28 protein-coding genes and 2 pseudogenes are annotated in these 25,424 nt (G+C 59.2%); 16 read left to right on the top strand and 14 right to left on the bottom strand.

Features of this window, described 5'->3' with window-relative positions:
* Nucleotides 1-266: 266 nt before the first annotated feature.
* Together BSG20_RS30145 and BSG20_RS30140 are read right to left on the bottom strand one after the other, a co-directional pair.
* Nucleotides 267-1,475 (bottom strand): MFS transporter, encoded by a 1,209-nt coding sequence (locus BSG20_RS30145; RefSeq protein ID WP_072378950.1) that lies wholly within the window; start codon nt 1,473-1,475, stop codon nt 267-269.
* A gap of 59 nt (nt 1,476-1,534) precedes the next feature.
* Complete coding sequence (locus BSG20_RS30140; RefSeq protein ID WP_072378948.1) at nt 1,535-2,515, bottom strand: AraC family transcriptional regulator; 981 nt, start codon at nt 2,513-2,515, stop codon at nt 1,535-1,537.
* A 495-nt stretch (nt 2,516-3,010) separates the two neighbouring features.
* Here BSG20_RS30140 and BSG20_RS30130 point away from each other — a divergent pair, with 495 nt between their 5' ends.
* Nucleotides 3,011-3,637 (top strand): class I SAM-dependent methyltransferase, encoded by a 627-nt coding sequence (locus BSG20_RS30130; RefSeq protein ID WP_072378944.1) that lies wholly within the window; start codon nt 3,011-3,013, stop codon nt 3,635-3,637.
* Nucleotides 3,638-3,778: 141 nt separating this feature from the next.
* Here BSG20_RS30130 and BSG20_RS30125 read toward each other — a convergent pair whose 3' ends face one another.
* From BSG20_RS30125 to BSG20_RS30100, 6 genes are all read right to left on the bottom strand, one after another.
* Nucleotides 3,779-4,027, bottom strand: a complete 249-nt coding sequence (locus tag BSG20_RS30125; RefSeq protein ID WP_072378942.1) for a type II toxin-antitoxin system RelE/ParE family toxin — start codon at nt 4,025-4,027, stop codon at nt 3,779-3,781.
* Between the two features lie 12 nt (nt 4,028-4,039).
* Nucleotides 4,040-4,348: a type II toxin-antitoxin system RelB/DinJ family antitoxin gene (locus BSG20_RS30120; protein ID WP_072378940.1), complete on the bottom strand. Its 309-nt coding sequence runs from the start codon at nt 4,346-4,348 to the stop codon at nt 4,040-4,042.
* 145 nt (nt 4,349-4,493) lie between these two features.
* Complete coding sequence (locus BSG20_RS30115) at nt 4,494-5,225, bottom strand: transporter substrate-binding domain-containing protein (RefSeq protein ID WP_072378938.1); 732 nt, start codon at nt 5,223-5,225, stop codon at nt 4,494-4,496.
* A 35-nt stretch (nt 5,226-5,260) separates the two neighbouring features.
* Nucleotides 5,261-6,028: a 4-hydroxy-2-oxoheptanedioate aldolase gene (gene hpaI / locus BSG20_RS30110; protein ID WP_072378936.1), complete on the bottom strand. Its 768-nt coding sequence runs from the start codon at nt 6,026-6,028 to the stop codon at nt 5,261-5,263.
* 8 nt (nt 6,029-6,036) lie between these two features.
* Nucleotides 6,037-6,819 (bottom strand): 2-oxo-hept-4-ene-1,7-dioate hydratase, encoded by a 783-nt coding sequence (gene hpaH / locus BSG20_RS30105; protein ID WP_072378935.1) that lies wholly within the window; start codon nt 6,817-6,819, stop codon nt 6,037-6,039.
* A 21-nt stretch (nt 6,820-6,840) separates the two neighbouring features.
* The gene (locus BSG20_RS30100) at nt 6,841-7,734 is read right to left on the bottom strand and encodes a dioxygenase family protein (RefSeq protein WP_072378933.1); all 894 of its coding nucleotides are present in this window, start codon (nt 7,732-7,734) and stop codon (nt 6,841-6,843) included.
* A gap of 314 nt (nt 7,735-8,048) precedes the next feature.
* Here BSG20_RS30100 and BSG20_RS30095 point away from each other — a divergent pair, with 314 nt between their 5' ends.
* The 10 genes from BSG20_RS30095 to BSG20_RS30050 all read left to right on the top strand — a co-directional run bounded on the left by BSG20_RS30095 (nt 8,049) and on the right by BSG20_RS30050 (nt 15,493).
* Complete coding sequence (locus tag BSG20_RS30095; protein WP_072378931.1) at nt 8,049-8,759, top strand: GntR family transcriptional regulator; 711 nt, start codon at nt 8,049-8,051, stop codon at nt 8,757-8,759.
* Nucleotides 8,760-9,590 carry a sugar phosphate isomerase/epimerase family protein gene (locus BSG20_RS30090; protein ID WP_072378929.1) on the top strand — a complete coding sequence of 277 codons (831 nt, stop codon included), beginning with the start codon at nt 8,760-8,762 and terminating at the stop codon, nt 9,588-9,590. It abuts the gene before it with no gap.
* A 76-nt stretch (nt 9,591-9,666) separates the two neighbouring features.
* Nucleotides 9,667-10,335: an amino acid ABC transporter permease gene (locus BSG20_RS30085; RefSeq protein WP_072378927.1), complete on the top strand. Its 669-nt coding sequence runs from the start codon at nt 9,667-9,669 to the stop codon at nt 10,333-10,335.
* An 11-nt stretch (nt 10,336-10,346) separates the two neighbouring features.
* The gene (locus tag BSG20_RS30080) at nt 10,347-10,997 is read left to right on the top strand and encodes an amino acid ABC transporter permease (RefSeq protein WP_072378925.1); all 651 of its coding nucleotides are present in this window, start codon (nt 10,347-10,349) and stop codon (nt 10,995-10,997) included.
* A 51-nt stretch (nt 10,998-11,048) separates the two neighbouring features.
* On the top strand, nt 11,049-11,891 hold the full coding sequence (locus tag BSG20_RS30075; protein ID WP_072378922.1) for a transporter substrate-binding domain-containing protein: 843 nt from the start codon (nt 11,049-11,051) through the stop codon (nt 11,889-11,891).
* Nucleotides 11,892-11,954: 63 nt separating this feature from the next.
* Nucleotides 11,955-12,677, top strand: coding sequence for an amino acid ABC transporter ATP-binding protein (locus BSG20_RS30070; RefSeq protein WP_072378920.1), 723 nt, complete (start codon nt 11,955-11,957; stop codon nt 12,675-12,677).
* A gap of 12 nt (nt 12,678-12,689) precedes the next feature.
* Nucleotides 12,690-13,565, top strand: coding sequence for a shikimate dehydrogenase (locus tag BSG20_RS30065; RefSeq protein ID WP_051970964.1), 876 nt, complete (start codon nt 12,690-12,692; stop codon nt 13,563-13,565).
* Nucleotides 13,566-13,591: 26 nt separating this feature from the next.
* Nucleotides 13,592-13,960 carry a 5-carboxymethyl-2-hydroxymuconate Delta-isomerase gene (locus BSG20_RS30060; protein WP_072378918.1) on the top strand — a complete coding sequence of 123 codons (369 nt, stop codon included), beginning with the start codon at nt 13,592-13,594 and terminating at the stop codon, nt 13,958-13,960.
* Nucleotides 13,961-13,988: 28 nt separating this feature from the next.
* On the top strand, nt 13,989-14,438 hold the full coding sequence (gene aroQ / locus BSG20_RS30055) for a type II 3-dehydroquinate dehydratase (protein ID WP_072378916.1): 450 nt from the start codon (nt 13,989-13,991) through the stop codon (nt 14,436-14,438).
* Between the two features lie 17 nt (nt 14,439-14,455).
* On the top strand, nt 14,456-15,493 hold the full coding sequence (locus tag BSG20_RS30050; protein ID WP_072378914.1) for a Gfo/Idh/MocA family protein: 1,038 nt from the start codon (nt 14,456-14,458) through the stop codon (nt 15,491-15,493).
* Nucleotides 15,494-15,881: 388 nt separating this feature from the next.
* Here BSG20_RS30050 and BSG20_RS30045 read toward each other — a convergent pair whose 3' ends face one another.
* Nucleotides 15,882-16,784: a LysR family transcriptional regulator gene (locus tag BSG20_RS30045; protein ID WP_072378912.1), complete on the bottom strand. Its 903-nt coding sequence runs from the start codon at nt 16,782-16,784 to the stop codon at nt 15,882-15,884.
* 109 nt (nt 16,785-16,893) lie between these two features.
* Between BSG20_RS30045 and BSG20_RS30040 the strand changes: the two genes are divergently transcribed.
* From BSG20_RS30040 to BSG20_RS30025, 4 genes are read left to right on the top strand one after another with little or no spacing between them, the layout of a single operon-like run.
* On the top strand, nt 16,894-17,976 hold the full coding sequence (locus BSG20_RS30040) for a 4-oxalomesaconate tautomerase (RefSeq protein WP_072378910.1): 1,083 nt from the start codon (nt 16,894-16,896) through the stop codon (nt 17,974-17,976).
* A gap of 47 nt (nt 17,977-18,023) precedes the next feature.
* Nucleotides 18,024-19,025 (top strand): ABC transporter substrate-binding protein, encoded by a 1,002-nt coding sequence (locus tag BSG20_RS30035; protein WP_072378908.1) that lies wholly within the window; start codon nt 18,024-18,026, stop codon nt 19,023-19,025.
* 15 nt (nt 19,026-19,040) lie between these two features.
* Nucleotides 19,041-19,871: an ABC transporter ATP-binding protein gene (locus BSG20_RS30030; RefSeq protein ID WP_072378906.1), complete on the top strand. Its 831-nt coding sequence runs from the start codon at nt 19,041-19,043 to the stop codon at nt 19,869-19,871.
* Nucleotides 19,855-20,631 (top strand): ABC transporter permease, encoded by a 777-nt coding sequence (locus tag BSG20_RS30025; protein ID WP_072378904.1) that lies wholly within the window; start codon nt 19,855-19,857, stop codon nt 20,629-20,631. Before BSG20_RS30030 ends, BSG20_RS30025 begins: the two co-directional genes overlap by 17 nt.
* Before the next feature lie 471 nt (nt 20,632-21,102).
* On the opposite strand, the pseudogene BSG20_RS38695 reads toward BSG20_RS30025, so the two are convergent.
* From BSG20_RS38695 to BSG20_RS30005, 4 genes and pseudogenes are all read right to left on the bottom strand, one after another.
* Nucleotides 21,103-21,734 (bottom strand): annotated as a pseudogene (locus BSG20_RS38695) (class I SAM-dependent methyltransferase).
* Between the two features lie 101 nt (nt 21,735-21,835).
* Nucleotides 21,836-22,249 carry a nuclear transport factor 2 family protein gene (locus BSG20_RS30015; RefSeq protein WP_072378902.1) on the bottom strand — a complete coding sequence of 138 codons (414 nt, stop codon included), beginning with the start codon at nt 22,247-22,249 and terminating at the stop codon, nt 21,836-21,838.
* Between the two features lie 84 nt (nt 22,250-22,333).
* Nucleotides 22,334-22,933: an NADPH-dependent F420 reductase gene (locus BSG20_RS30010; RefSeq protein ID WP_072378900.1), complete on the bottom strand. Its 600-nt coding sequence runs from the start codon at nt 22,931-22,933 to the stop codon at nt 22,334-22,336.
* 32 nt (nt 22,934-22,965) lie between these two features.
* On the bottom strand, nt 22,966-23,718 hold the full coding sequence (locus tag BSG20_RS30005; RefSeq protein ID WP_072378898.1) for an SDR family NAD(P)-dependent oxidoreductase: 753 nt from the start codon (nt 23,716-23,718) through the stop codon (nt 22,966-22,968).
* A gap of 217 nt (nt 23,719-23,935) precedes the next feature.
* On the opposite strand from BSG20_RS30005, the gene BSG20_RS30000 reads away from it, so the two are divergent.
* The gene (locus BSG20_RS30000) at nt 23,936-24,859 is read left to right on the top strand and encodes a LysR family transcriptional regulator (protein WP_072378896.1); all 924 of its coding nucleotides are present in this window, start codon (nt 23,936-23,938) and stop codon (nt 24,857-24,859) included.
* A gap of 197 nt (nt 24,860-25,056) precedes the next feature.
* Here BSG20_RS30000 and BSG20_RS29995 read toward each other — a convergent pair.
* Nucleotides 25,057-25,424 (bottom strand): annotated as a pseudogene (locus BSG20_RS29995) (hypothetical protein); the annotation flags it as partial.

The raw sequence follows: 25,424 nt of genomic DNA, 5'->3' as shown, positions 1-25,424 counted from the left end.
GCTTTCGTAGCCGACCGGCAGCTTTCAGAACGACAAACCGGGTGTGTCAACGACCGTCTTGAGGGCGCACACCGGCCGTGCTAGTCGTGAGCGCCGATCTTCCACGCCGTTTAATCGAGATTGTTGTTGTCGCGGTCATCGGCGATCGGGCGGTGCTTCCTCGCCGGAACGAGAAAGCACCGCCATGTCACGGATCTAGTCTCACCCGGCACTCCGGCCACTTGAGACCTCGCCTCTTCTGCTCACCTTGGCCGGAGCTCCAAGAGTCAGCTGCGGGGCTGAAGCAACGCCAGAACGATAGTCGATGCCGCTAAGACGGCTGTAAACGTCAATGGCGCTGAAGCACCATAGTGATCGACCACATAGCCGCCGAACAGCGCACCTATGCTGATGGCGACCTGGAACGAAACGACCATCAGGCTGCCAGCAGCCTCCAAGGCGTCCGTTGCGCCCCGGGACAAGTTGGTAGGCAGTACCACCGGAGCCATCCCAAAAGCGAAACCCCAAAGTGTAACCAGGGCAAACGCGATGCCGCTATGTGCACCCCAGAGTACGAGAGCAAGCGCCGAAAACGCCATCAATATGCCGGTGACAGCGAGCGCCATGCGGATATTTGCGTCTGCCAGTCGGCCGCCGGCGACATTGCCGATCACAGCGGCGATGCCAAACCCGAGGAGCGCCAAGGCAATCGGCCCGGTGCCAAGGAGCGTCACTTGTTCGAGGAAGGGTCGCACGTAGACCGAGCCGGCAAAATGTCCCGTCATCAGCAAGAGGATGGCAAGCATTCCCAGTTGAACAGTGCGCCGTTTCGTCAGCCGGAAGACGTCGGAAAGACTATTGCTTGTGCTTGCGGGTAGCGTCGGCAAGCTGAGTATCTGCAGCAGCATCGCAATCGCTGCGAGCCCTGCAGTCATGGCCGTGGCGGCACGCCAGCCGAGCCAATCGCTAATCAAAGCACCCATAGATGGTGCAGCTATGGTGGCAAGAGAGACGCCGAGGGTGACTATAGCCATACCCCGACCTGTCGCATTGGTGCCAACCAATCTCGCCACGACGGCAACTGAAAGCGCCCAGAAACCACTGAGGGCGATGCCCAGCCCGGCTCGGCCCAACAACAATAGCCAAAAATCCGTCGCGAGCGCGGCCACGAGATTGGAGCCGATAGCCAAGGCACTTAGGCCAACCAGGACTGTCTTCCGGTTCAGTTTGCCAATGAGAACATTGCTCAGCAAGGCCGTCACCGCGCCAACAGACGCGGTGGCGGTGACAACCTGACCGGCGGTTCCCTCGCTGACGCCAAGGTCACGCGCCATGGGCGTCAACAGACCTGCCGGCAGGAATTCAGCTGACACCAGCGCAAAGCTTGTGGCTGCCATTGAAATAACGGCAAACCAGGTCGTGGGGCTCCATGTACTCGGGACGGTAGAATCGAGGCCAATCGCGGGGCCGTCAAGCTGTGATGTTGTGTCCGTCATTGAAGTACCTCCAAGGTTTGGAGGTCTTAATAGCGGAGTCTTCCAGGATGATATGTGTCCTAAAGTCCGAATTCTATGTCCGTTCGTCCGGAAATGGTGCGGCGCACAACGCCAGGTGAAACGCTGGTGATGCGCTTGAAGGCGCGAGCGAAAGAAGCTTCAGATTCATAGCCCAGTTGAGAAGCGACCTCGGCAACCGACATGTTTTGACCGAGCAACTCTCGTGCAAGCTGCATGCGCAGACGGGCGAGATACCGTGCCGCGCCTTCCCCTAAGATGGCGCTGAAGCGTTCCGCGAAGATCGAGCGCGATTGACCTGCCACGCCAGCAAGGGTCTCAAGCGTCCAGTCGTGGCCGGGATCTCGGTGCATGGCTGCCAGCGCACGACCGATATGAGGATCACGGATCGCGGCGAGCCAGCCGCTGGTCGAGGCTCCGCTGCAATTGACCCAGCAGCGAATAAGCCGCGCGACGAGTACGTCCGCCATGCGTGACAAGACCGTGGCGCTGCCTATCTGGGGCTGCGACGCCTCTGCCGTCATGGCGGCGAGGAGGGGGCCGACGATCGCATCATTGCCAGCAACATCACAACCCTTGATGATCGGTGGCATCAGAGCGATCAACGGGTTGAGGGCATTCGCACCCAAAGCCATGGAACCGCAGAACAAGGTGCTCGTCGCTCCTGTTCCTTCCTGCACCACTTCGCAGACATTGCCCCCCAACTTGGTGACCTGGCAGCTCTTAAGCGAGTCCCCGACAACATCAGGCTTACTGGCCAGTCGGTGTTCGACACCTTGTGGCAACAACACCAGATCGCCGTCTTGCAACTCCTGCCATCCTTGGGCTTCGGTATGGATCCAGCATGGCCCCTCACTGACGAAATGAAAGCGAAGCAGCTGTTGCTGCGGAAAGGCGATGCTCCATGGATGACGTAGCTCGCAGCGGCCGTAGTTGACTCCACTCAGGCGAAAGTCCTGTAGAACTTCGCTTAGTGCGTCCGTAGGAATTTGCGTCGGAGACTGGGATGAACGATCAAGCATTGGGATAATTTATATGCCGACCGTCCAGACTGCAAGTAAGCATCTGTGTCATGGCCGGCTCTGAGGTCATCAATGGGAATGGGAGCAACTGACCCTCTCGTTGTAGAATTCCAATGTCTCAGCCTAGCTGACACTGCGACCCGGCTCACCAATGGAACAAAAAGCCGACCAGAGCTTCATCCAAAACGCCGTCTGGCGGGCGCAGCTCCGCGTCGGCTTTGTCCGAATTGAAGTCGATGACCCGTATTGCCGCACGGATATCGTCACGAGCTATGGCCGCTTTCGGGCAGCAGCAACGACTGCCTCTACGACCGAGGTGCGGGCGCATTGCCGCCCGGCAGCATTGGCTCGGTCGGAGGTGTCTCTGACGGCATTTCTGTTAAAGCTGGGGAGCAAATCGCCCGCGATGTCACCAACTGCCGAAGTGTGAAGGGCGCAACGGGCTGATGGGCCTCTCGCTCATCAGGCCTCTTGTCTTGAAGGAGGAGTGCTAGGATGAGCACCGACCTGGATACCGTGCGGTCCTATGATACGGTCGCGGCGGAGTACGCTGCCGAAGCCGCGGCGATGCCCGAATGGGTCGCGACAGAGATCGATGCGTTCGTGACCGAGCTGGGCGGCTCGGGCAGGGTGCTGGAGATCGGAAGCGGTGGCGGGCGAGATGCACTTGAGCTTGAGAAGCGGGGAATTAGCGTCCGGCGCACCGACATTTCAAAGGGTTTCGTCGAACTGCTTCGCGAAAGTGGCTTCGAGGCCGACCTGTTGGACCCGCTGACCGAAAACGTGGCCGACCCGCAGCGTCCCGGCACGCCGTACGACGGGATCTGGGCCTGTGCCTGCCTGATCCATGTCGCGCGCGAGGATTTCGGCACGGTGCTTGGACGGCTAGCCGAGGCGACCCGGGCCGGTGGCCGATTGCACGCCTCGGTAAGAGAGGGCGAAGGCGAGGATGTGTCCACACACGGCAGTGCTGCAGCGCCCCGGCGCTACGTCGAGACGTACTGGCGCGAGTTTGCCCTGCGGTCCGCACTCACAGACGCCGGCTGGATCGTCAGCGAGGTACGTCGGTGCGTCGGAAAGCCCCATGATCGGTGGCTGAGCGTTCGGGCGAGTAGGGCGTGACGCGCACAGACCTTGAGGGAATGGCCGGTTGTGGCGCGACTATGAACTCTAGGTGGTCACCGCAATGTCGGCTTCCGGGCGAAGGCAAAGATCCCCTCTGTGGCCGACAAGGGGGGCGCGAAGGGAAGTGGGAAGATCGATTTAGCTGGCCGGCAAAGAGTCTGGCCATTCCTGCGCGCCATGGAGGACGCGAAGAATGCGAACAGTTGTTTTGCTCACGGTATACGCCACTACATACGGCGTCCCGTTGATCACAAGTTCACGCGTACCAGCAATTCTGCCAATGCGACCGCTCGCAGGAAAATCGACCAAGCGGCGAGTTGCGGCCACGATCCGCTCGTCGATCAAGATGGCGACTGAGGGATTATGTGCCTCGAGATAAGAAAGCAGACCAGGTAAGCTTCACGATTTGGACGCACCCGCTTTAAGTCGGGCTGCCGCTCGACGTTCCGCAAAATGTACCTCCACTTCATCATCCGAGATGTCCGGTCGAGTATCGTTCAGCGCCTCAAGCACCTTAGTGCGAAACCAGGCGTCATGCGCCTCGCTTCCCGAAAGGAGTTCGAGCGGCAGCGCGCCCTCGTTGGCCGTGCGGGTGAGCAGGATACGGACCGCGTCAGATACTGTAAGGCCCATGCTCTCAAGTACTGCGGAGGCACGATCCCGAACTTCGGCATCAATGCGTGTTTGGACAAGTGCGTTTGCAGCCATAGCTATCTCCACATCTGAGGCAATAGTAATGCATTTGAATGACGATTTCCATAGAAAGGTGCTCTAAATGGGATTCGCACCGAGCAAAACAACCCAAGCGTCTGAAAAATCGATCGTTGCGGCGTAACCCTCTATTATGGAACTGCTACTTCTCTGCCAAAGCAACGCCATTGCGTTGCGCATTGCAGATGATGTTTTCCGAGAAACCTCCTCGAAGAGCCTCTTCGACAAATTCGCGCACGAGGAGAGCCGCCGCTGGATGGGAACAACTGACCGCGATCGTTTGTCTGATAACGAGGAATGGTTCCGCTAGGACGCGGAAACCCTCACGCGCGCTGGCAAAGCGCTCAAGCGCTTGCCGCACACCCGCCGCGGCGTGATGCCTGCCTTCGACAAACATTTCAAGGGCTTCCCCCGGTGTGGACGAATGGACGACTTTGGCATGCGCGAGACGTCGGGACAAATGGAGGTCATAGGCTGCGTTTTTGGTGACGCAAATTTCCACGCCCTCCCCGTCGACGTCCTGAAGGGTGTGGTACGGTGTTGCCTCTCGAACCACAAGCGTGCCCTCGATCAACGCGTAGGCGGGCGAAAACAGTAGCCTGTCTTCGCGCGCGGGGTCGGCCGCCAGGAAGGCAATGTCCCACTCGTCCCGATCGACCTGGTCCAGAATACTGGCTGCCGACGGGTATGCGATGAATTCGACGCGACAACCGAGGCGTTCTGCAAACTCTCTGGCGAGTTGTGGGCTGATGCCTTCAAGGGCTCCCGTATCTGGATCGAGGTGTATCAAAGTGGTATTGGCGAGGTTAACCGCCGCCCGAAGATAGCCTTTTGGGATAAGTGCGCTGAGCGAAGCTGTGATATCGCCGGTCATGTTTCGATCTCCTGCCGGACAACGCAATGTTGCGGTCACGATTGCCTGAATTTCGCTGCCAACGCCTCGGTTCCGCGTGCGAGAAGGCCGGCGTCGATACCGACTGCGGTAAAAGTCGTTCCGAGTTCAATGCAGCGGGCAGCAAAGGCGGTGTCCGGCGTCAGGACGCCGGCCGGCTTACCGAGAGCCGAAAGGCGGCAGATCGCATCCTCGACGGCAGCGACGACTTCGGGATGACCTGGCTCTCCTGGGTGACCAAGGCTGGCGGCAAGATCCGCCGGGCCGATGAAGACACCATCGACGCCATCAACGGCAGCAATAGCCTCAAGTTCACTCAGAGCCGCCTGAGTTTCCAGCTGCACCAGAAGACAAAGTTCTTCTTCTGCCCGCCTGGCATAGCTCGCGATACGCCCAAAACGTGTCGCCCGCGTCAGCCCCGACACGCCGCGGATGCCGGTTGGCGGATAGCGCATGGCAGAAACCGCAGCTTCCGCTTCCTCCCGGTTTTGCACGTAGGGAATGAGCAGCGTCTGCGCGCCGATATCGAGGTGTCGCTTGATCAATACCGCGTCATTGCTGGCAGGCCGCACGATCGCCGACACGTCGTAGGCCGCGACCGCCTGCAATTGCGGCAAGACTGTCAGCACATCGCCCGGCGAGTGTTCGGTGTCGAACAGCAGCCAGTCGAAGCCCGAAGGCGCCACGATCTCCGCGGCATAGCTGCCCGGCAGGCTGCACCAGAGACCTATCTGCTGCTTGTTTTCGCGCAGCGCCCGCTTGAAGCGATTTTCCGGAAGATTCATGTTTTCACCTATACAAAAGCGACGCCGAGCGCGCCGATCGGTCCGTAATCCGCGTGGATGACGTCGCCAACCGCGATGTCAACCGGCCGCGTGAACGAGCCCGCCAGCACGATCTGCCCCTTCTCCAGCTTGCCGCCAACCGCATGGAGCTTGTTGACGAGCCAGGCGATGCCTGCCGCGGGATGTCCCATGACGGCCGCCGAAACGCCGGATTCCTCGATGATCCCGTTCTTGGAGAGCGTTGCGCCGATCCATCGGATATCGACATCCATCGGACGGATGACACGGCCACCGACGACGATGGCGCCGAAGGCGGCATTGTCGGCGATCGTATCGGTGATCGCGCGGGGAACCTCGGTCCGATAGTCGATGATCTCGAGCGCCGGCACAATGAATTCGGTGGCGCGCATGACGTCGTAGATGCGGGTGCTCGGCCCTTCCAGATCCTCGCCCATGATAAAGGCAAGTTCCACTTCGAGGCGCGGCTTGATGAAAAGGTCGGCCCTGATCTGGGCGCCGTCGTTGAACAGTGCATCATCGAGGATGCGCCCGTAATCCGGCTCGGTCATCTTCGATGCCATCTGCATGGCTCGCGATGTCAGGCCGATCTTGTGCCCCGCGACGCGCGCGCCCTTGGCGATCCTGCCTTCCGCCCAAAGATCCTGGATGCGATAGGCATCCTCGAGCTCAATCTGTGGATAGGTCTTGCTGAGCTGCGGGATCGGCACCCGGCTTTCCTCAGCGGTCAGCAAGGACTGTGCCGCAGCGCGATGCTCTTCATCCGTCAACATGGGTGTCGTTCTCCCGTTTGTTTATTTGATTGGCGCGCGCGGCAGAGCCGCGTCGCCCGGCTCCATCACGTATGTGTATTCCAGGGAAAACCAGGGAATGTTCACATGCGCATCGTCCGGATGCGGTTCGTCGTGCTGCACGAAATCGCCCGTCAGCGCGGACGTCACCCCGAACTGAACGTCGGAATCGATGTTCGGATCGCTCGGGTCGAAAACCTGCGAAATAAGCGTCTTGTACCCTTCCTTGAAGATCAGTGCATGCAGATGCGCCGGGCGATAGGGGTGACGTCCCTGCACCTTCAAAAGCCGGCCGACGACACCGTCCACCGGGATGGGATAGCCCACCATCTTCACCGTGCTGAACCAGAAGCGGCCCTCCGCATCCGTCGTGAATTTGCCCCGCAAGTTCATCTCGGCCTGATCGGGATCCTGGTTCTCGTAGAGACCGACGGGCGACGCGTGCCAGACATCCACTTCGGCGCCCGCAATGGGACTGCCATGCGTACCCACTACCTGCGCGTGAACGAAAAGTGGAGAACCCGGCGTATCCGACCGGATGATGGTGCCGCCATTTGCAACGCGCGGCGAGTTAAGGCGCCAGAAAGGACCTAGCAGCGATTGGGACGTTTCGGTCTGGCCCTGGTCACCGTTGTTGAGCAGGCAGACCAGTGTCGAAACGCCCAGCGAACCCGACATCAGGACGAACTCGTTATGGCTGTCCGTCTGCAATTGGCCGATTTCGTTGAGGATAGCTGTTGCCTCGCGAAATTCCGGCTCCGTCAGGCGGGCGTCTCGGACGAAGGCATGCAGATGCTTCACAAGCGCCATCATGATCTCCCGAAGACGATCGTCTCTGGTCTGCTCCATGACCTTCAAAACCGCGGCCGTCACATCCTGTTGGGTCCGTATCACCATCTCGCACCTCCCTGCGCCCGCAGACCTTTTCTTGAATCATCGATTATTTGTCAAGCGGATAGCTGCTGAACCGTCAGCAATTTTTCCAAAAACCGCTAACGGTGGGGCAAGATCACCATTCATATAATTGAGTTTGTTATATAAAAAACAAGAGAGAAGTTATCCATGATAAAGATGGAAGAATCTTCTGCCAAATCGTTGACATAAATAATCGTTTATTATATCGATCGTCGATAATGAAGCCCGCCATCGGAAACCGTGGCGGAACCCATCTGGGAGGATGTCAATTGCGATCAGGGCCTGGAAGCCTGATTTTGGATAGCGGTGCGGAGACGGTAACGCCCCCCTCGTTTTTGGATGACGGCAAGAACACGATCGCCAGCCAGTTGGTGTCGCGATTGCGCGAGGCGATCATTTCCGGCCAGCTCGAAGCAGGCAGCAAGATCAATCTCGATCGGGCAAAGCAGAGCTTTAACGTCAGCCTCAGTCCTTTGCGCGAGGCCTTGGCGCGTCTGATTTCGGACGGGCTCGTCGAGTTCGAAGACAATCGCGGCTACCGCGTGTCGCCCGTTTCGCTGTCGAACCTCGAAGAGATCACCAGCCTGCGCGAGGAATTCGAAACATATGCGCTGCGGGAAGCCATGCGCGTCGGCGACGTCGAATGGGAAGGCAACGTCATGCGTGCGCTTCATCGTCTGAACCGCACGGAACGGGATGCCTCCAAACCCGAAACGCTTGAGCAGTGGGAGGCCGTCCATCGGGAGTTTCATCTGACCCTGATTTCGGGCTGCCGGAAGCCGCTACTTCTCAGTTTCTGCAAGTCCATGCTGAACCTGAACGACCGCTATCGGCGCACATTTCTGACCCGCACATCCGGCGACCGCAATGTCAGCGTTGAACATAGTGAAATCGCGCAAGGAACAGTGGCGCGGGATATGGACTATGCCTGCGACCGGCTGCGCGAGCACATCCATCGTACCGGCACAAATCTGCGACGGCATCTCGCCGAAAAGGGAATTACCTGAATGGAGACCCGGGAGGAAACCACACCAGCCAAGACTTCTGCATTGTCGCTGGGGGTCGCGCATTTTTCAGCGATTGATGTCGAGCCGGCAAAATTTGTATCGATGGCGGCCGCAGCTGGCTTTTCCTCGATTGGCCTGCGCCTTCATCCGGCATTTCCCGGCGCTCCCTATTATGATCTGCCGGCGGGAAGCGATGCCGCTCGAGACGTTAAAGCCCGTCTGAATGGCGAAGGAATCTCGCTTTACGACATCGAATTCGTCGTCATCGGGCCGGACTTCAATCCTGCCGCTCTGACGTCAATGCTTGAAGCTGCAAGCGCGCTTGGCGCGCGACGTCTCAGCGTTTGCGGCGACGACCCGGATCGGGAACGCCTCGTCGCCAATTTCGCAGCGCTCTGCGACCTCGCGGCCACCTTCGGCATGGGCGTCGATCTTGAGAACATGGGCTGGCGCACCGTCGCCAGCTTTCATGACAGCCTGTCGATCGTGCAGGAATCGAACCGAGACAACGCCGGCGCACTGGTCGATGCACTGCACTTCTTCCGCAATGGCGGCCAAACCAAGGATGTCTCTGCTGCCCCTCAAGGGATGATCAAGAGCATTCAGCTCTGCGACGCCCGCGGACCCGCGCCGAGAACGGCGGATCAAATGGTCAGTGAGGCCAGAACAGGGCGTTTTGCGCCGGGACTGGGTGAGCTTCCCGTTGCGAGCCTGATGAGGGTGCTGCCGGCAGGCGCTGCCGTTTCGGTAGAAGTGCCGATCCATTCCAGGCAGGCGCCGGAGGAGCATTTGCGTCACCTTCATGATGCCGCCCGAGCTTTGACCGGCTAACCAGAAGCACAGCGCAAAACGGATACCACACACGAAGACAGGCAGAAGAGCCCGTCGGCGGGAGAGAGATGTTGTCATGAATTACGTGCTGGATTTCAGCGTTGTCTTCGAAAAGATGCCCGACCTTCTGATGGCGGCGCTGGCGACGATCGGCCTTGCACTGGCCGGCATGTCGTTGGCGCTGGTGATCGGCGTCATCGGGGTTGCGGCCCGTACATCGAATATCCGTCCCTTCTGCGCGGCCGTCATCGCCTTCGTCGAAGTGGTCCGCAATACCCCTTTCCTGGTACAGATCTTCTTTATCTTCTTCGCCCTGCCGATGATGGGCATTCGCCTCAACCCCACGGTCATGGCGATCATCGCGCTCGCCATCAATGGCGGCGCCTACGCGATCGAGATCATTCGCGGCGGCGTCGACAGCATCCACAAGGGTCAGGTCGAAGCCGGGCTCGCGCTTGGCCTGCACAAGGCGCAGGTGTTTCGCCTGATCGTCCTGAAGCCGGCGCTGAGGGCGATCTATCCCTCGCTGACTAGCCAGTTCATCATGCTGACGCTAACGACATCGGTCTGCACGTCGATCGCGGCCTACGAGCTGACCTCCGTCGCACAGATCATCGAGTCCGACACGTTCCGCAGCTTCGAGGTCTATTTCACCATCACGCTGATGTACCTCGCCATCTCCTGGATGATGATGGGACTGTTCGCGCTGATCTCCCGTCATTTCTTCAGCTATCCGGTACGGTGAGGAGCAGGACAATGGGTGTTATCGGCCAAAACGAGATGCTTTTCCTGCTGCAGGGCCTGAAGTGGACATTGCTTCTATCTGCGATCGGCTTCATCGGCGGCGGGGTATTCGGACTCCTCATCGCGCTTGCCCGAACGTCCGGACGATCCGCGCTCCGCAAGACCGCGGCCGGCTATATCTCCGTCTTTCAGGGCACGCCCCTGCTGATGCAGCTCTTCGTCGTCTATTACGGGATCGCCCTCCTTGGTGTCAGCGTTGAGGCATGGGCCGCCGTCGCAATCGCCTTTACGCTGCATGCCAGCGCATTCCTGGGCGAGATCTGGCGCGGCGGCATCCAGGCAATCCCCAAAGGACAAAGCGAGGCCGCCAATGCGCTCGGTCTCCACTATGTGTCGCAGATGAAGGACGTGATCCTTCCGCAGGCCTTCAAAGTCTCGCTGCCGGCAACCGTCGGTTTCCTCGTCCAACTCATCAAGGGCACGTCGCTCGCGGCGATCGTCGGCTTCATCGAACTCGCCCGCGCCGGACAGATCGTCTCGAACCAGACCTACAGGCCGCTGCTGATCTTCGGCATCGTCGGCGCGATCTACTTCATCATTTGCTGGCCCCTGTCTCTCTACGGGGCTCGGCTCGAAAATCGGATGGCAAAGGCTGTCCGGTGAGTTGGCAATCCAACGAACGCATAAGCTCTATCAACCAAGGAGGAGGAGATAATGATCAGCAGCTTTAAGACCGGCCTGAAGCGCCGTGGAATTCTGTTCGCAGCGGCAGCCCTGGTGATGGCCCCGTGGCTATCGCCGATGTCTGCCCAAGCCGCAACGGTCGAGGAGGTCAAGGCCAAGGGCAAGATCGTCGTCGGCATTCAAGGCGACAACGCGCCATGGGGCTTCGTCAATTCGAGCGGCGTTCAGGACGGCTTCGATGCCGACATCGCCAAGCTTTTCGCCAAGGAACTGGGCGTCGAGGTCGAATTCGCACCGCTCGCGGTCGCCAACCGCATCCCGGCGCTTGTTACTGGCAAGGTCGATATCCTGTTTGCCACCATGGCAATGACGGAGGAACGGGCCAAGTCGATCCAGTACAGCAAGCCGTATGCGGGCAATACAATTTCGCTTTATGGACCGAAGGACAAGAAGATGATCGAAATCGCCGATCTCGCAGGCCTGGAGATCGGCGTTCCAAAGTCAAGCTCGCAGGATAAGGCGGTGACCACCGCTGTCGGCGATACGGCGACCGTCCGGCGTTTCGACGATGATGCCGCCTCCATCCAGGCGCTGCTTTCCGGCCAGGTGCAGGCGGTCGGCGGCAACCAGTTCTACCTCGACCGTCTGGAAGCAGCCAGTGCCGGCACATATGAACGCAAGATCGATTTCCTGACGACATTCAATGGCGTTGGAACACGACTTGGCGAGAAGGACTGGAACGAAACCGTCAATGCCTTCCTCGACAAGATCATGGCGAACGGCGAGCACGCCAAGGTCTATGCGAAGTGGATGAAAGTGGAGGTTCCGAAGTTCCCCGAATCCATTCCGAACATCCCCTTCACCATCAACTGATCACGCTCTGCGCAGGAGATCGCCGTGCTGCACGCCGCTGACACTCAAAGCCCTCTTCTCTCCATGGAAGCAGTGGATAAATGGTACGGCGCATTCCATGCGTTGAAGAACATCAACTTGACCGTCCGCAAAGGCGAGAAGATCGTCCTTTGCGGACCGTCCGGATCCGGCAAGTCAACGCTTATCCGTTGCATCAATGCGCTCGAGAAAATCGAGAAAGGCACGATCATGGTCGAGGGGACAAAACTGGACGACAGCGGCAAGGCGATCGACGCCGTGCGACGCGAAGTCGGCATGGTATTCCAGAGCTTCAACTTGTTTCCGCACATGACCATCCTCGAAAACTGCACGCTTGCGCCGATGCGCGTCCGTGGCACTAGCAAGACAGATGCCGAGAAAATCGCCCGCAAATATCTCGAGCGCGTCCGCATTCTCGACCAGGCCGACAAGTACCCTGCCCAACTTTCCGGCGGACAGCAGCAGCGCGTTGCCATTGCCCGTGCGCTCTGCATGGAACCGAAGGCCATGCTGTTCGATGAACCGACCAGCGCGCTCGACCCCGAAATGGTCAAGGAAGTCCTCGACACCATGATCGGTCTGGCGCGGGACGGCATGACGATGATCTGCGTCACCCATGAAATGGGCTTTGCCCGGCAGGTGGCCGACCGCGTGATCTTCATGGCCTCCGGCGAGATCGTCGAAGAGGCGCCACCGGAAATTTTCTTCCGCAATCCCACGCATCCGCGCACCCAGGCCTTCCTCGGCGAAATCCTGGCCCATCACTGAGGCGATCCGCATATGACTGTTTCAAACGAAACGATGAAGCGCCCCGTGTTGGTGGGACTGATCGGCGCGGATATCCAGATGTCGAAGTCCCCTGCCCTGCATCAGCGCGAGGGCGCGCTTCAGGGACTAGATTACCGCTACGAACTCCTCGACCTCGCCGAGCGCGGACTGCCTCCCACCGCCCTGCCCAATCTTCTGGCGGAGGAGGAGGCCCGCGGCTTTGCCGGCAGCAACATCACCCATCCCTGCAAGCAGACGGTGATCGAGTACCTCACGGATCTTTCCGACGACGCCCGTATGCTCGGCGCGGTCAACACTGTCGTATTCGAGAATGGAAGACGCACCGGCCACAACACGGACTGGTACGGTTTCTACGAAAACTTTCAGCGCGGCCTTCCTGACGTTCCGCGGCATCGGGCTGTCCTTCTGGGCGCCGGCGGCGCCGGTGTCGCGGTGGCACATGCCGCGATGAAACTCGGCATCGAGCGTCTCTCGATTTTCGATCAGGATGTTTCCCGTGCAGGCCGTCTGGCCGAAGATTTGAACAGCCGGTTTTCCGCCGAACGGGCTTTTTCGATCACCGATGTTGGTGAAGCGATGCGGACCGCCGACGGCCTCATCCATGCGACGCCGACGGGCATGAAAAACCATCCGGGCCTGCCGATCGAAGAGAGCTGGCTGGAACCCCGCCATTGGGTCGCCGACATCGTCTACATGCCGCTGGTAACTGAGCTTCTGGCGCTTGCAACCCGCTTTGGTTGCCGCACCCTGCCGGGTGGCGGAATGACGGTGTTTCAGGCGGCTGCGGCATTCAAGCTCTTCAGCGGTATCGAACCCGACGCCGAACGCATGAGTACCCATTTCACCGAACTGTGCAATGCCTCCTGATCTAGGCTGGCGAAGGAGGGATAGGGATGCCGCACATCGTGATCGAATACAGCGAGGGAGCCGGAAGTCGCATCGACATGCCGGCGCTGGTGAAGGCTGTTCATCGCAGCGTGCGTGACAGCGGCGCGGTCAAGCCGAATGCCGTGCGTACCTTTGCACGCGAGGCCACACATTCGCTGGTCGCCGACGAGCATCCTGCCAATCAGTTCGTGCAGATCATCCTGCGCATCGCGCCCGGACGCACGGTCGCCGAAAAGCGGGCAATATTGCAGACGGTCTATGACGCAGCCGAAGGCGTCGCACGTCCGGCACTCGATGAGGGGCGCTGCGCCCTGCGAGCCGATCTCATCCAGTCGGATCCCGATTTTGCGATCCACGAGACCACGCTGCCGTGAGCATTCCGGCAATACGGAAGGAAGAAGAATGAGCCTGATCTACATTCTCAATGGCCCGAACCTCAATCTGCTTGGCAAGCGCCAGCCACACATCTACGGTCACGAGACGCTCGCTGATGTCGAGGCCGATTGCTGCCGGCTCGCCTCTGAACTCGGTCACGACATCCGCTTTCACCAGAGCAATCGTGAATACGAAATCATCGACTGGATCCACGAGGCGCGCGAGGATGGCGCCGGCATCGTCATCAATCCAGCCGCCTTCACCCATACCTCCGTTGCTATTCTCGATGCACTGAACACCTTCGAGCAGCCGGTGATCGAGGTGCATATTTCCAACGTCCACAAGCGCGAACCCTTCCGCCATCATTCCTTCGTCTCGCACCGCGCCGACGGCGTGATCGCTGGCCTTGGCACCGAAGGCTATCAGCTTGCGATCCGGCGGGTAGCAAGCCTGATCGAGGTGGCCGCGAAGAAGTGACGGGGACGGGTTTTGGCATGGATCGGAAAGTAAGACTGGCGGTGCTCGGCGCCGGCCTGATCGGCAAGCGACATATCCAGCACGTGCTTGCCGAGCCGCAGGCAGAACTTCTGGCTGTCATCGATCCGATGCCGCTCGGGCAGAAGATTGCGCAGGATTCCGGCGCTAAATGGTTTCCGAGTTTTGCGGCAATGATCGAGACGCATCGTCCCGACGGCGTCATCGTCGCGACGCCCAACCAGGCCCATGTCGCCAACGGTCTCGAAGCCGTTGCCGCCGGGGTGCCGGCGCTGATCGAAAAGCCGATTGCCGACGATATCGCGGCCGGTGAAAAACTGATCGGCGCGGCGGAAGCCGCTGGTGTTCCGCTTCTGGTTGGCCACCACCGCCGACACAATCCGATGATCCAGAAGGCAAAAGAGATCATCGACAGGGGCGAGCTTGGGCGCGTCGTCGTGGCCAACGCTATGTTCTGGCTATTCAAGCCGGACGACTATTTCGACATCGACTGGCGGCGCCAGACCGGAGCCGGCCCTGTCTTCCTCAACCTGATCCACGACGTCGACAACCTGCGCTACCTTTTCGGTGACATCGTTGCCGTCCAGGCACGTGAATCCGGCGCCGTCCGCGGCAATGTCGTCGAGGAAACGTCGGTGATCCTGATGGAGTTCGCGAGCGGTCTTCTTGCCACTGCCTCCGTTTCGGATGCCGTCGTCGCACCCTGGAGCTGGGAGATGACAACGGGCGAAAATCCCGCCTATCCGAAGACGGAAGAGGCATGCTATCAGATTGGCGGGACGCACGGATCCCTAACGATCCCGTCGCTCGACGTGTGGAAAAACGGCATAAAACGGAGCTGGTGGGAGCCATTTGAAAAGCGCCGCATCGCCGTTCAGGACGAAGACCCGCTGGCGCTGCAGATCCGGCAGTTCTGCAAGGTGATTCGCGGTGAAGAACAGCCGCTGGCCAGTGGGCGCGAAGGGCTAAACACACTGAGGGTCATCACGGCCGTAAAGCAATCCGCAGCAAGCAGGGAACGCATCGTCTTGGGATAGAAATGAACCAGGCCCACGGTCCCGAACTTCATAACCAGGTACATTCTACGTGGTATCTTGAAATACGATTGTAAGTCGACAGTGGTACCGCGGGCGCTCAAAACGCATCTTGCGCTGGGAAGCAGCCGCGCCTCCGCTGCCCTGTCGTAAAATTTCCGCAGCTATTTGGCACGCATTCGGGTCTGAATTCCTTCTTCAGCGCTGCAATGCGAAAGATGGTGTTGAGTGCGCCATAACCCTTGTATCCCGCCGCTCAACGATCTCGAAGAAGAACCCGAGCAGGTGGCGCTTCATGTCGAACGGTTTCTTCAAGGCGTTCTGGTCACGGAAAAAGAGAACATTTGGCTGGAAAGTAAACGGGATACCATCTCGGCGGCTCTTTGGTTGCTCAGTTTCCTTCGGCCCACGTCCCAATCAACATTGTCATGAACCGCTCGGCTGCCGGCGAAAGTGTGCCACCGCGACGGCGCACAATGCCGATCGTTCGCGAGATTTCAGGATTGCGGATCGGTCTCGTGACGAGGAATGGATGCTCCTCCGGAGGCGTGGCGAGTTTCGGCAGAACCGAAATCCCAAGCCCGGCTTCCACGAGACCAAGTGATGTCGAAAGATGCGTGACTTCATAGGACCAGCGCAGTTTCAGGTTCGATTTCGCCAATGCTGCATCCAGAAGCGTACGATTGCCGCTGGATCGGTGAACCGTGATCAGTTGATAGGGCGCCAGATCGTCCCATTCGAGTTCACTCTTGACCGCCAACGGATGATCTTTGCGTGCCGCAAGCACGAATGGATCTTCGATGAGCCGGTCGAAGACAAGGTCGGGATCTGAAAAGCCCATGATATTGATGCCGAACTCGACTTCCCCACGGGCGACTGCCTGCAGACCGTCGGTGGCCGGCAGATCGAGAATGCGAAAACGAATATTCGGATACTCGGCACTGAACTGCTTGATGACGGTCGGCAAAAAATAGAAAGCAGCCGTCGGCAGGCATGCGATCGTCACAAGGCCGCTGCGCTGAGATCCGACATCGCGCACCGCAAACAGCGACGTGTCGAACTCCTCAAGCATTCGTCGCACCAACGGGATCAGCTCCGCGCCAAGGGCGGTTGTCGAGACATGACGCGTGGTGCGCTCGAGCAAAGGCGCCCCGATTGCCAGCTCGAGCTTCTGAATTCGACGGCTGAGTGCCGGCTGGGACAGATTAAGCGCTTCGGCAGAGCGGTGGAAGTTTTCCAGTTCGACGACCGACAGAAACGCGCGCAGATCCAGTATCTCGCAATTAATGCTCATAACGCATCATTCCCTCTGATATTCGCATTTCACATATCAATCATTTTGCCGCATACTGCAACAAAGAAGCTGATTGATATGTAAGTCACATCAGTATGCGGGCACAACCATGAACGACCTGATTTCGATTCCCTGTGTTCTGATGCGAGGCGGCACCTCCAAAGGACCATTCTTTCTCGCATCCGATCTTCCATCGGATTCGCGTCAACGCGATCAGATCCTGCTTTCAGTCATGGGCTCCGGTCACCCATTGCAGATCGATGGAATCGGCGGCGGCAACCCCGTCACCAGCAAGGTTGCCATCGTCGGCCCGTCAACTGTGTCCGACGCTGATGTGGATTATCTGTTCGCCCAGGTTCGCATCGATCAGCAGTTCGTCGATACCTCTCCCAATTGCGGAAACATGCTGGCAGCCGTCGGGCCGTTCGCGATCGAGGCCGGATTGGTCAAATCGACGACCGGAGTAACCCGCGTGCGTATCCACAACGTCAATACCGGCAAACTGATCGAAGCCGAGGTTCCGACCCCCGATGGCCGTGTCGCCTATTTGGGAGATGCTTCGATCGATGGTGTGCCCGGCAATGCCGCACCGATCGCCCTGACCTTCAGGGATGCTGCCGGGGCACGCACAGGCAAGCTTTTTCCTACCGGCAGCCCGCGCGACATGATCGATGGCATCGACGTTACTTGCATCGATTGCGCGATGCCGATGATGCTGCTCGAGGCCGCCGCCCTCGGCGTGACTGGCAATGAATCAACCGCCGAGCTCAATGCCAACGGTGCATTGCTGCAGCGGCTCGAAACTCTGAGGCTCGAAGCCGGCCGGCGTATGGGCATGGGCGATGTCAGCAACCAGGTCACGCCCAAACCGGTGTTGATCTCCAAGCCCAACAAGGGCGGAGATCTCGGCGTGCGCTATTTCATGCCGCACCAGTGCCACCCCTCTCTCGCAACGACCGGTGCGGTCGGCATAGCCACGGCCTGCATCAGCGACGGAACCGTCGCCTCGCGGCTGATCGGAGACCGCAAGCCACCGGTCGTTCTCGTTCTCGAACATTCAAGCGGCCGTTTGGAAGTGAAACTGGATACCCGCGATGGCAAGACAGTTGCTGGAATCCTGCGTACGGCCCGCCGCCTTTTCGAGGGCCGGGTCTTTGCAAAACCTATCGTGCAAATGGTTTGCGCGGCATAATCGAAAGTGGTTGCCGGGAGGGCGCCACGCATCAGGGAGGAATACACATGCGTAAACTCATACTCGCCCTTGCGGCAACGGTCGCTTTCGCCGGTTCGGCTTTTGCGGAACCCGTCCGCATCAGCGTCGGGTCTTACAACCTCAACAACCTGCCCTTCCCGGTCGCAGCTGGCCTCGGTCTTTACGAGAAGGAAGGTCTTGAGGTGACCGTCGAAAACTTCGCATCTGGTGGCTCCAAGACGCTGCAGGCCCTTGTTGCCGGCTCCACGGATATCGCTGTCGGCTTCTACGACCACACGATTCAGATGCAGTCGCAGAACAAGGCGGTCGTCGGCTTTGTCCAGCTTGCGCGCAATTCTGGCCTAGTTCTGGCCGGCGGGAAAAACTCATCCTTTGATCCGACCAAACCGGAAACGATCAAGGGCGCGAAGATCGGCATCACCGCACCGGGATCATCTTCCGACTTCTTCGTGCGCTACTACCTGCAGCGCCACAACCTATCGGCCAATGACGTCTCACTGATCGGGGTCGGCTCCGGTTCGGCTGCTGTTGCGGCGCTCGAGCAAGGGAAAGTCGATCTTCTGGTGAATTACGATCCGGCGGCAACCTTTATCGAAGCCAAGGGTGTCGGCAAGATTTTGATCGACGCCCGCAGCGACGAGGGTGCCAAGGAGATCTATGGCGGAATTTATCCGACCTCCGTCCTCTATGCGACCCAGGCCTATATCGATGAGAACCCGGAAACCATCCAGAAGGTCACGAACGCGACCGTCAAGGCGCTGGCCTGGATGAACACACACAGCGCTGAAGAGATCGTCGAAAAACTGCCGAAGGAATTCATTTCCGGTGACCGGGATACCTATGTGAAGGCCGTCCAGAATGCCAAACCAATCTTCTCGGTCGATGGCAAATTCAGCGAGACCGACACTCAGACACCCCTCGCCGTCTTGAAGAGTTTCAACGAAAAGGTTGCTGCCGCGACTATCGATCTTTCCAAAACCTACACGAACGCTTTCGTGGACAAGGTAACGGATAAGACCACCAACTGATCCTAGGAGGAGGCCATGTCTTTGGCTGTCGTAAACCCCATGCCTATCCAGACGGGACAGCAAAACGCAAAGTCGATGGTATCGATCGACGCCGTGACAATGTCGTTTGGTTCCTATGTCGCGGTGCAGGACGTCAACCTCACGGTTGCCGATGGCGAGTTTCTCGCCATCGTCGGCCCGACCGGTTGCGGAAAGAGCACCATTTTGAACGCGATCGCAGGTCTTCTGAAACCCGCGAGCGGAACGGTGACGATCGACAGCGCTCCGGTTAAGGGCGTCCAGAACGATATCGGCTATCTCTTTCAGCAGGACGCACTGCTGCCCTGGAAGACATCGATCGAGAATGTCGAGCTGGGACTGCTGTTCAAAGGTGTGTCGAGTGCAGAGCGGCGCGAGCGTTCTATGAACTGGCTTGCGAAAGTCGGACTCAAAGGGTTCGAGCATCGCTATCCGCATCAGCTTTCGGGCGGCCAGCGCAAGCGCGTCCAGATGGCGCAGGCCCTAATCTCCGGCCCCAAAGTCATCCTGATGGACGAGCCCTTTTCGGCCCTCGATATTCACACACGGCACCTCATGCAAAACGAACTCCTGCGTCTGTGGCAGGAAGAGCGCAGGGCTGTCGTAATGATCACGCATGACCTCGAAGAAGCAATAGCCCTCGGCGACCGGGTCGCAATTCTTGCAGCCGGCCCTCGTTCACGGGTCATCGAAAGCTTCCCGGTGGAACTCGAGCGCCCCCGCGACGTCGCGGAAATTAAACTCGATCCACGCTTTATGGATCTGTATCGAAATATCTGGGCTTCCCTGCGCGGCGAAGTGGAGAAAAGCTATGAACGTCGTGACTGAACGCATCATCCAGCTCGGAATGCTAATCTTTATCCTCGGCGGCTGGCAGCTTGGCGTGACCGCCGGCTTCATCGATGTCTTCTTCTTTCCAGCCCCGCTCGACATCTTCAACCAGATGATCAGCTGGATTGTTGACCCCAGCTTCTATCGTCATGTGTCAATCACACTGACGGAGACTGTGCTCGGCTACATCATCGGCACGGGCCTTGGCGTCGCAGCCGGTGTATGGCTCGGTCTTAGCCGCAGTGCGGCACGGATTTTGGACCCCTTCATCAAGGGCCTGAACGCCATTCCGCGCGTCGTGCTTGCCCCGATTTTCGTGCTTTGGCTTGGTCTCGGCCTATGGTCGAAGGTAGCGCTCGCAGTAACCCTTGTCTTCTTCATCACCTTCTTCAACGCCATGCAGGGCGTCCGCGAAGTCAATCCGGTCGTCCTCGCAAACGCAAGGATCCTCGGGGCCAGACGTTCCGATCTGTTGCGGCATGTCTATTTTCCGGCGGCGGCCAGCTGGATTTTGTCCTCCCTTCGCACGTCAGTCGGCTTCGCGGTGGTCGGCGCCATCATTGGCGAATATCTCGGCTCCTCTGCGGGGCTCGGTTATCTGATCGCGCAGGCGGAAGGCAACTTCGACGCGGTTGGAGTGTTTGCCGGCATCATCATCCTGGCCGTGTTCGTGCTCATCATCGACCGAATTCTCGATGTTCTGGAAGGCCGGCTGATCAAGTGGAGACCGAACGCCGCAGAAGAAAGAGCGACGTAACTAATCGGATCAGTTGCCATGTGAGTAGAGTTGGGGTGCCGCCATCGGCACCCCGATTCTTTTTGGCCTTGTGTTCGAAAGTGCAACCAGCACCCGATTGATATGCTCAATCAAAGTTAAAATCGTGGGCGTTTCTAAGGGCCATTGTTCACTTGGATTGGCCGGCACCCCCGGCCTCTACATCCAAAATCAATGATGGACGCCTTGAAGGGATTAGAACCGACGACCCTGTTGTTATAAAGCCACCCATCTCAAATCCCCATAGCCATCGCCTGTGGCCCGCGGGTTCCTTCCTCGGGGACTTTCGTACGCCTGCCGACGCCCGAAACTCTTCACGACAGCGGACGATCCGGTTTCAACCAGCTTCTGCGGTAAGCTGTCGTTCCGAAACCAACCCACAATCGGTCATCGCACTTGTCAGAGCCGCCTTCCGTACGAGAGCCGACCTCATCGTTGGCGAATAGCTTAGTGTTAGATCTTCACGAACCGATAGGCGAAACGATCGGTCTGGCCCTTGATCGAGGGATCGAACACCTTGATCGAGTGCGGATCATCGTTGTTCGCGAGCATTGTGCTTTTCGCATCCAGTACGAAGCCGGCCGCCTCCACCTCCTCGCGAACAGAGGCAGGGTCGATCCGATGCAGCGACTGGGCGTCGCCCGTGCCCGCCCCTGCAGCGGCGGCGTGGTCGACGATGACGTAGCACCCACCGGGCTTCAGCCGCTCGTAGACGGCTCGATTGAAGTCGGCCGCCGTCGCGCCCTTCTTCTGAATCAGCGCGGTGTGGAGATCGTGGTAGAACAGGTGCAGCCACAGCACATCCGCTGGTTGCGTGGCCTGCGGCATCGCGACGAGGCCGCCGAGACGGCTTCGACGTTCTCTCGGCCCGGCTCCTTCGCGAGCGTCTGCATGCGGCCAACCGGATCGTTCTTGACGTCGGCGACTTCGGCCGGCACGAAGCTGTAGACCCGCCCTTTGGATCCCACGACGTCGGAGAACAGGCGCGTCCAATCACCGTCGCCTGGGTAGACGTCAATGACAGTGGAGCCCGCATCTACACGTGCGAACCGGATCAACTCGGATAGTTTGGATTGGTCGTACATCGGAATCTCCTTTACGGGTGGGCATTAGACGAGCGCGCGGCGTACAATGGGGCGATTTTCGGGTGATCTATCGTCTACCCCGAACCGATGGCCGAACAGTGCTATGCAGGCCCGGCCGCGCCCATCTGCGCGGCGCGCGCCAATGCTTGTGTGTCGACGTATTCCCGGATGTTGGTCAGTCTGCCGTCCCGGACGGTGATGGCGAAGATCCAGTCGTCCTCGAACGTTTTGTTCGTGGCTTTGATCCTTCCCCTCGCGAACCCGAGCACGAGGACCCGGTCTCCTTGCGCTACGAACTCCCGGGGTTCCGTGGACGTTTCAATCGACTTGGATGCCGTCTCAAGCAAATCCTTTAGCCCTGCGTGTCCGCGGTGCGTTCCGGCCAGCGGCCAGTCTTTGCCGGGGATGATCCACTCGATGTCTTCGGCGACCAGTGCCAGCAGGCCATCCCTGTCGCCGCGGCCGATCGCGGCGAAGAAGTCCTTCACGGTCTGGATGTTCTTCTCAATGCTCATGGGAATTTCTCCATTTGGCACCGATCGCATCGTGCTCGATCCGATCCGTGCATCGTGGCCCTGCCGGTTGGCACGTCGTGTTCATCAGTCGAACTTGACCAGGTCCTTGAAGATCAGCTGACCCCAGCTATTTCCGCGCGCCTGGACCAGCAGCCCACCTTCCGACAGCCCGCCAAGTTTGATCGGCGCGAAACCGAGATTTTCCGCGAGCACACCAATCTCCGCTGCGGCGTCGTCATCGTCGCTCGCCAGGAACACGACCCTCCTGCCACCATGCACGGCCGGATCCTGATCAAGGACGGCAGCGACCAGATGGTTGAAGCCCTTGACTAGTTTTGCACCAGAGAATGCCTGTGCAACAAACTTGGAAGAAGGCTGTCCCCCCAGTTTTTCAGGAGGCACGCCGTAGGCGTTGGTCACATCGACGATGGTCTTCCCCTGCCAGCTGGCGAGCGCCTTCGCGACCTCTGGGTGCGACTCGAAACGGACAGCCAAAAAGATGATATCCGCCTTGAGGGCTTCTGCCAGTGTTTTGGGAATGATCGTGGGTCCGATCGCGGCCGCATCGGATGCAAAGCTTTGTGGGTCGCGTGTGGTTGCAACGGATACTTTGATGCCGTTGCGGGCAAACGCCTTGGCCAATGCGTGGCCGATATTGCCGAATCCTATAATTGAATAGCTCATAATGCTTCTCCGATCTTGTTTTAACGCCGGGGTCAGACCTGCGCCATGCCTCCGTCGACGGCGAGATCCACGCCAGTGATGAAAGAACTTTCATCGGAGGCGAGGAACGTGACGGCAGCCGCGATTTCCTCTGGTTTGCCCCTGCGACCCATTGGGATCTGTGACGCAAACTGGGCGGCCGCTTGCTCGGCTTGCTCGTGGGTAAGGCCTGCCGTTGTCTCTAAGGCGGGGGTCTCGATTGGCCCGGGGCTCATCGCGTTCACGCGGATTTTGCGGTCTTTCAGCTCCAGTGTCCAAGCGCGCGCAAAGTTGCGCACAGCAGCCTTACTCGCGGCGTAGGTGCTAAACCCGGGAACCCCCAACACGTTCGACACTGAAGAGTTCAGGATAATCGAACCGCCGTCTTTGAAGAGAGGAAGGGCCTTCTGCACCGTAAAGAACAGACCCTTCACGTTCACATCGAAGGTCTGGTCAAAATGGGCCTCAGTAGCGACCGCGAGCGGTGCGATTGTCCCTGCGCCCGCGTTCGCGAAGAGAATGTCGATGTGACCATGTTTCTCTTTCACGACGGCATAGAGGTGGTCCAGATCTTCCAAGCGTGACACGTCGCCGACGACCGTCGTAACGTTTCTCGTAATGAAGGCTGCGGCCTCCTTCAGCTCTTTCTCTCTTCGCCCGGTGATCACGACGTGCGCACCTTCTTCCACGAAGCGCTTGGCTGTCGCTAACCCGATCCCGCTGCTTCCGCCCGTGATGACTGCGATTTTACCTTCGAGTGCTTTCATAATCTTTTGTCTTTCGCTGATTGGCTGTACGGAGAGGTTTCATCGAGATCCTCAAGATGGGTTCGCCGAAGTCAGGCGGTGAGTGCGGAATCGCGCACATCGGTGGTGCGAAAACGATCCAGCCGGGCGATTGAACGCCGTGACATCGCGCCCACTACAGATCAGTGTGTTAGATATGGGTTTTGGAAGGCGCACCGCCGCGGTGCGGGATTTCACCATGATCGACTGGGATGACGTTCGCTACTTTCTTGCCGTCGCGCGCGGAGGCTCAGTGCGGGCCGCCGCCAAGCGCCTCGGCGTGAACCACGCGACCGTGCTGCGACGCATCGCTCAGCTCGAGGAAAGCTTGGGGGCGCAGATGTTCGAAAAGCTGCCTTCGGGCTACCGCCTGACGGCTGCGGGCGAGGAGGTTCTCGATCTCGCACACCAGATGGAAGCGTCGTCGCATTTGCTGGAGACGCGCGTCTTCGGTCGCGACCAGAGCGCGCGCGGGCTTTTGCGGGTGACGCTTCCACCGTTCCTCGCCACACACTTGCTCATGCCGGATCTCGCCGACTTCGCGCGTTTGCATCCGGACATCGAGATCGAAATCTTGACTACCGGCGAGGTGGCAAATCTGACTAACCGAGAGGCCGACGTCGCGGTCCGCATTGTCGCCGACCGCAAGACCCTGCCTCTCAATCTTCACAGCCTGAAGGGACCGCAGTTGTTCAGCGGGGTCTACATCTCTCGCGATCGACTAGCCGCGTTGAGTGCGGGCAAGCCTGATCCCATCCGGTGGATCGTCATAGACAATCATGGAATTCCGGACTGGGCGCGCGAGGCAGAAGTTCACACCACAGGAGCTCCGTTCAGGACTCCGGACGCCGAGACGCAGATCATCGCGGCGCAGCAAGGGATCGGGATGACGAAACTCCCGTGCTTCGTCGGAGATACCGACCCCCTGCTGGTGAGGGTGCCGGGCACCAACCTGCCCATGCATGGGACACTCTGGCTTCTCACGCAGGGGGAGACACGCAAGACCAAGCGCGTGCGGCTCTTCACGGAGTTCGTATCCCGCAGGCTCGCCGCGCACGCGCCGCTTCTCGCGGGGCTTTCTGTATCGCGCGAGGCGACGGTGCAGCCGTCGCCGGCCAGATGACCGATTGGCGGCTGTTTAGGAGAAAAGAAACTTTGGCACGAATGACCGAAATGAGGCGCACACCGGCCGAGGGTGGTGCTCGCGTTCGGCCGAGCTGGTCAAGCGCGAGTGTGCCTCAGTTGTCTTTTCGACCTCGCGAGATGCGGCCGCCACCGGCGACGGTGAGTTCACCAGGATGACGTGCGTTAAAGAACCCCTCAATCTGCCTGCATATAATCCGCCACGCTGTAGCAATGGCTCGCCTGATAGGCGTTCCGCCCGCGGTTCATGTGCGTCAGGTTGAACGTGCGAATGGCGCGCACCACGCGGCGGCTCCCGAGGAGTTTGCGGATCGAGACAGAGCCGCGCACATTGATGCCGAAAATGTCCGCACCACGCGGGAAGAAATAACTGACGTCCTCTGGCATCGCGACGCTTTGCTCGAGAAAGGGTTTGTCCACCCGGCTCGGCGTTGCTGAACGATCTGTAGTGAAATCCGAAAGATGCACGATGAATCTGGCGCGGATATCGTCGCCTTGAGCATAGAGCGTGAAAAGCTCCATCCAGCTCGCATTGACGCGTACGA

It is taken from the genome of Rhizobium tibeticum, assembly GCF_900110205.1.
Lineage (GTDB): Bacteria > Pseudomonadota > Alphaproteobacteria > Rhizobiales > Rhizobiaceae > Rhizobium > Rhizobium tibeticum.
This window is presented reverse-complemented; position numbering and strand designations above follow the sequence as displayed.

Excerpts from the sequence above, each read along its gene's own strand:
- BSG20_RS30130 (WP_072378944.1), top strand. The coding sequence starts at position 3,011 with ATGAGCACCGACCTGGATACCGTGCGGTCCTATGATACGGTCGCGGCG.
- aroQ (WP_072378916.1), top strand. The coding sequence starts at position 13,989 with ATGAGCCTGATCTACATTCTCAATGGCCCGAACCTCAATCTGCTTGGC.
- BSG20_RS30120 (WP_072378940.1), bottom strand. The coding sequence starts at position 4,348 with ATGGCTGCAAACGCACTTGTCCAAACACGCATTGATGCCGAAGTTCGG.
- BSG20_RS30075 (WP_072378922.1), top strand. The coding sequence starts at position 11,049 with ATGATCAGCAGCTTTAAGACCGGCCTGAAGCGCCGTGGAATTCTGTTC.
- hpaI (WP_072378936.1), bottom strand. The coding sequence starts at position 6,028 with ATGAATCTTCCGGAAAATCGCTTCAAGCGGGCGCTGCGCGAAAACAAG.
- BSG20_RS30070 (WP_072378920.1), top strand. The coding sequence starts at position 11,955 with ATGGAAGCAGTGGATAAATGGTACGGCGCATTCCATGCGTTGAAGAAC.
- BSG20_RS30145 (WP_072378950.1), bottom strand. The coding sequence starts at position 1,475 with ATGACGGACACAACATCACAGCTTGACGGCCCCGCGATTGGCCTCGAT.
- BSG20_RS30000 (WP_072378896.1), top strand. The coding sequence starts at position 23,936 with ATGATCGACTGGGATGACGTTCGCTACTTTCTTGCCGTCGCGCGCGGA.
- BSG20_RS30035 (WP_072378908.1), top strand. The coding sequence starts at position 18,024 with ATGCGTAAACTCATACTCGCCCTTGCGGCAACGGTCGCTTTCGCCGGT.
- BSG20_RS30005 (WP_072378898.1), bottom strand. The coding sequence starts at position 23,718 with ATGAAAGCACTCGAAGGTAAAATCGCAGTCATCACGGGCGGAAGCAGC.
- hpaH (WP_072378935.1), bottom strand. The coding sequence starts at position 6,819 with ATGTTGACGGATGAAGAGCATCGCGCTGCGGCACAGTCCTTGCTGACC.
- BSG20_RS30025 (WP_072378904.1), top strand. The coding sequence starts at position 19,855 with ATGAACGTCGTGACTGAACGCATCATCCAGCTCGGAATGCTAATCTTT.
- BSG20_RS30040 (WP_072378910.1), top strand. The coding sequence starts at position 16,894 with ATGAACGACCTGATTTCGATTCCCTGTGTTCTGATGCGAGGCGGCACC.
- BSG20_RS30080 (WP_072378925.1), top strand. The coding sequence starts at position 10,347 with ATGGGTGTTATCGGCCAAAACGAGATGCTTTTCCTGCTGCAGGGCCTG.
- BSG20_RS30050 (WP_072378914.1), top strand. The coding sequence starts at position 14,456 with ATGGATCGGAAAGTAAGACTGGCGGTGCTCGGCGCCGGCCTGATCGGC.
- BSG20_RS30140 (WP_072378948.1), bottom strand. The coding sequence starts at position 2,515 with ATGCTTGATCGTTCATCCCAGTCTCCGACGCAAATTCCTACGGACGCA.
- BSG20_RS30030 (WP_072378906.1), top strand. The coding sequence starts at position 19,041 with ATGTCTTTGGCTGTCGTAAACCCCATGCCTATCCAGACGGGACAGCAA.
- BSG20_RS30010 (WP_072378900.1), bottom strand. The coding sequence starts at position 22,933 with ATGAGCTATTCAATTATAGGATTCGGCAATATCGGCCACGCATTGGCC.
- BSG20_RS30085 (WP_072378927.1), top strand. The coding sequence starts at position 9,667 with ATGAATTACGTGCTGGATTTCAGCGTTGTCTTCGAAAAGATGCCCGAC.
- BSG20_RS30115 (WP_072378938.1), bottom strand. The coding sequence starts at position 5,225 with ATGACCGGCGATATCACAGCTTCGCTCAGCGCACTTATCCCAAAAGGC.
- BSG20_RS30065 (WP_051970964.1), top strand. The coding sequence starts at position 12,690 with ATGACTGTTTCAAACGAAACGATGAAGCGCCCCGTGTTGGTGGGACTG.
- BSG20_RS30045 (WP_072378912.1), bottom strand. The coding sequence starts at position 16,784 with ATGAGCATTAATTGCGAGATACTGGATCTGCGCGCGTTTCTGTCGGTC.
- BSG20_RS30015 (WP_072378902.1), bottom strand. The coding sequence starts at position 22,249 with ATGAGCATTGAGAAGAACATCCAGACCGTGAAGGACTTCTTCGCCGCG.
- BSG20_RS30090 (WP_072378929.1), top strand. The coding sequence starts at position 8,760 with ATGGAGACCCGGGAGGAAACCACACCAGCCAAGACTTCTGCATTGTCG.
- BSG20_RS30060 (WP_072378918.1), top strand. The coding sequence starts at position 13,592 with ATGCCGCACATCGTGATCGAATACAGCGAGGGAGCCGGAAGTCGCATC.
- BSG20_RS30100 (WP_072378933.1), bottom strand. The coding sequence starts at position 7,734 with ATGGTGATACGGACCCAACAGGATGTGACGGCCGCGGTTTTGAAGGTC.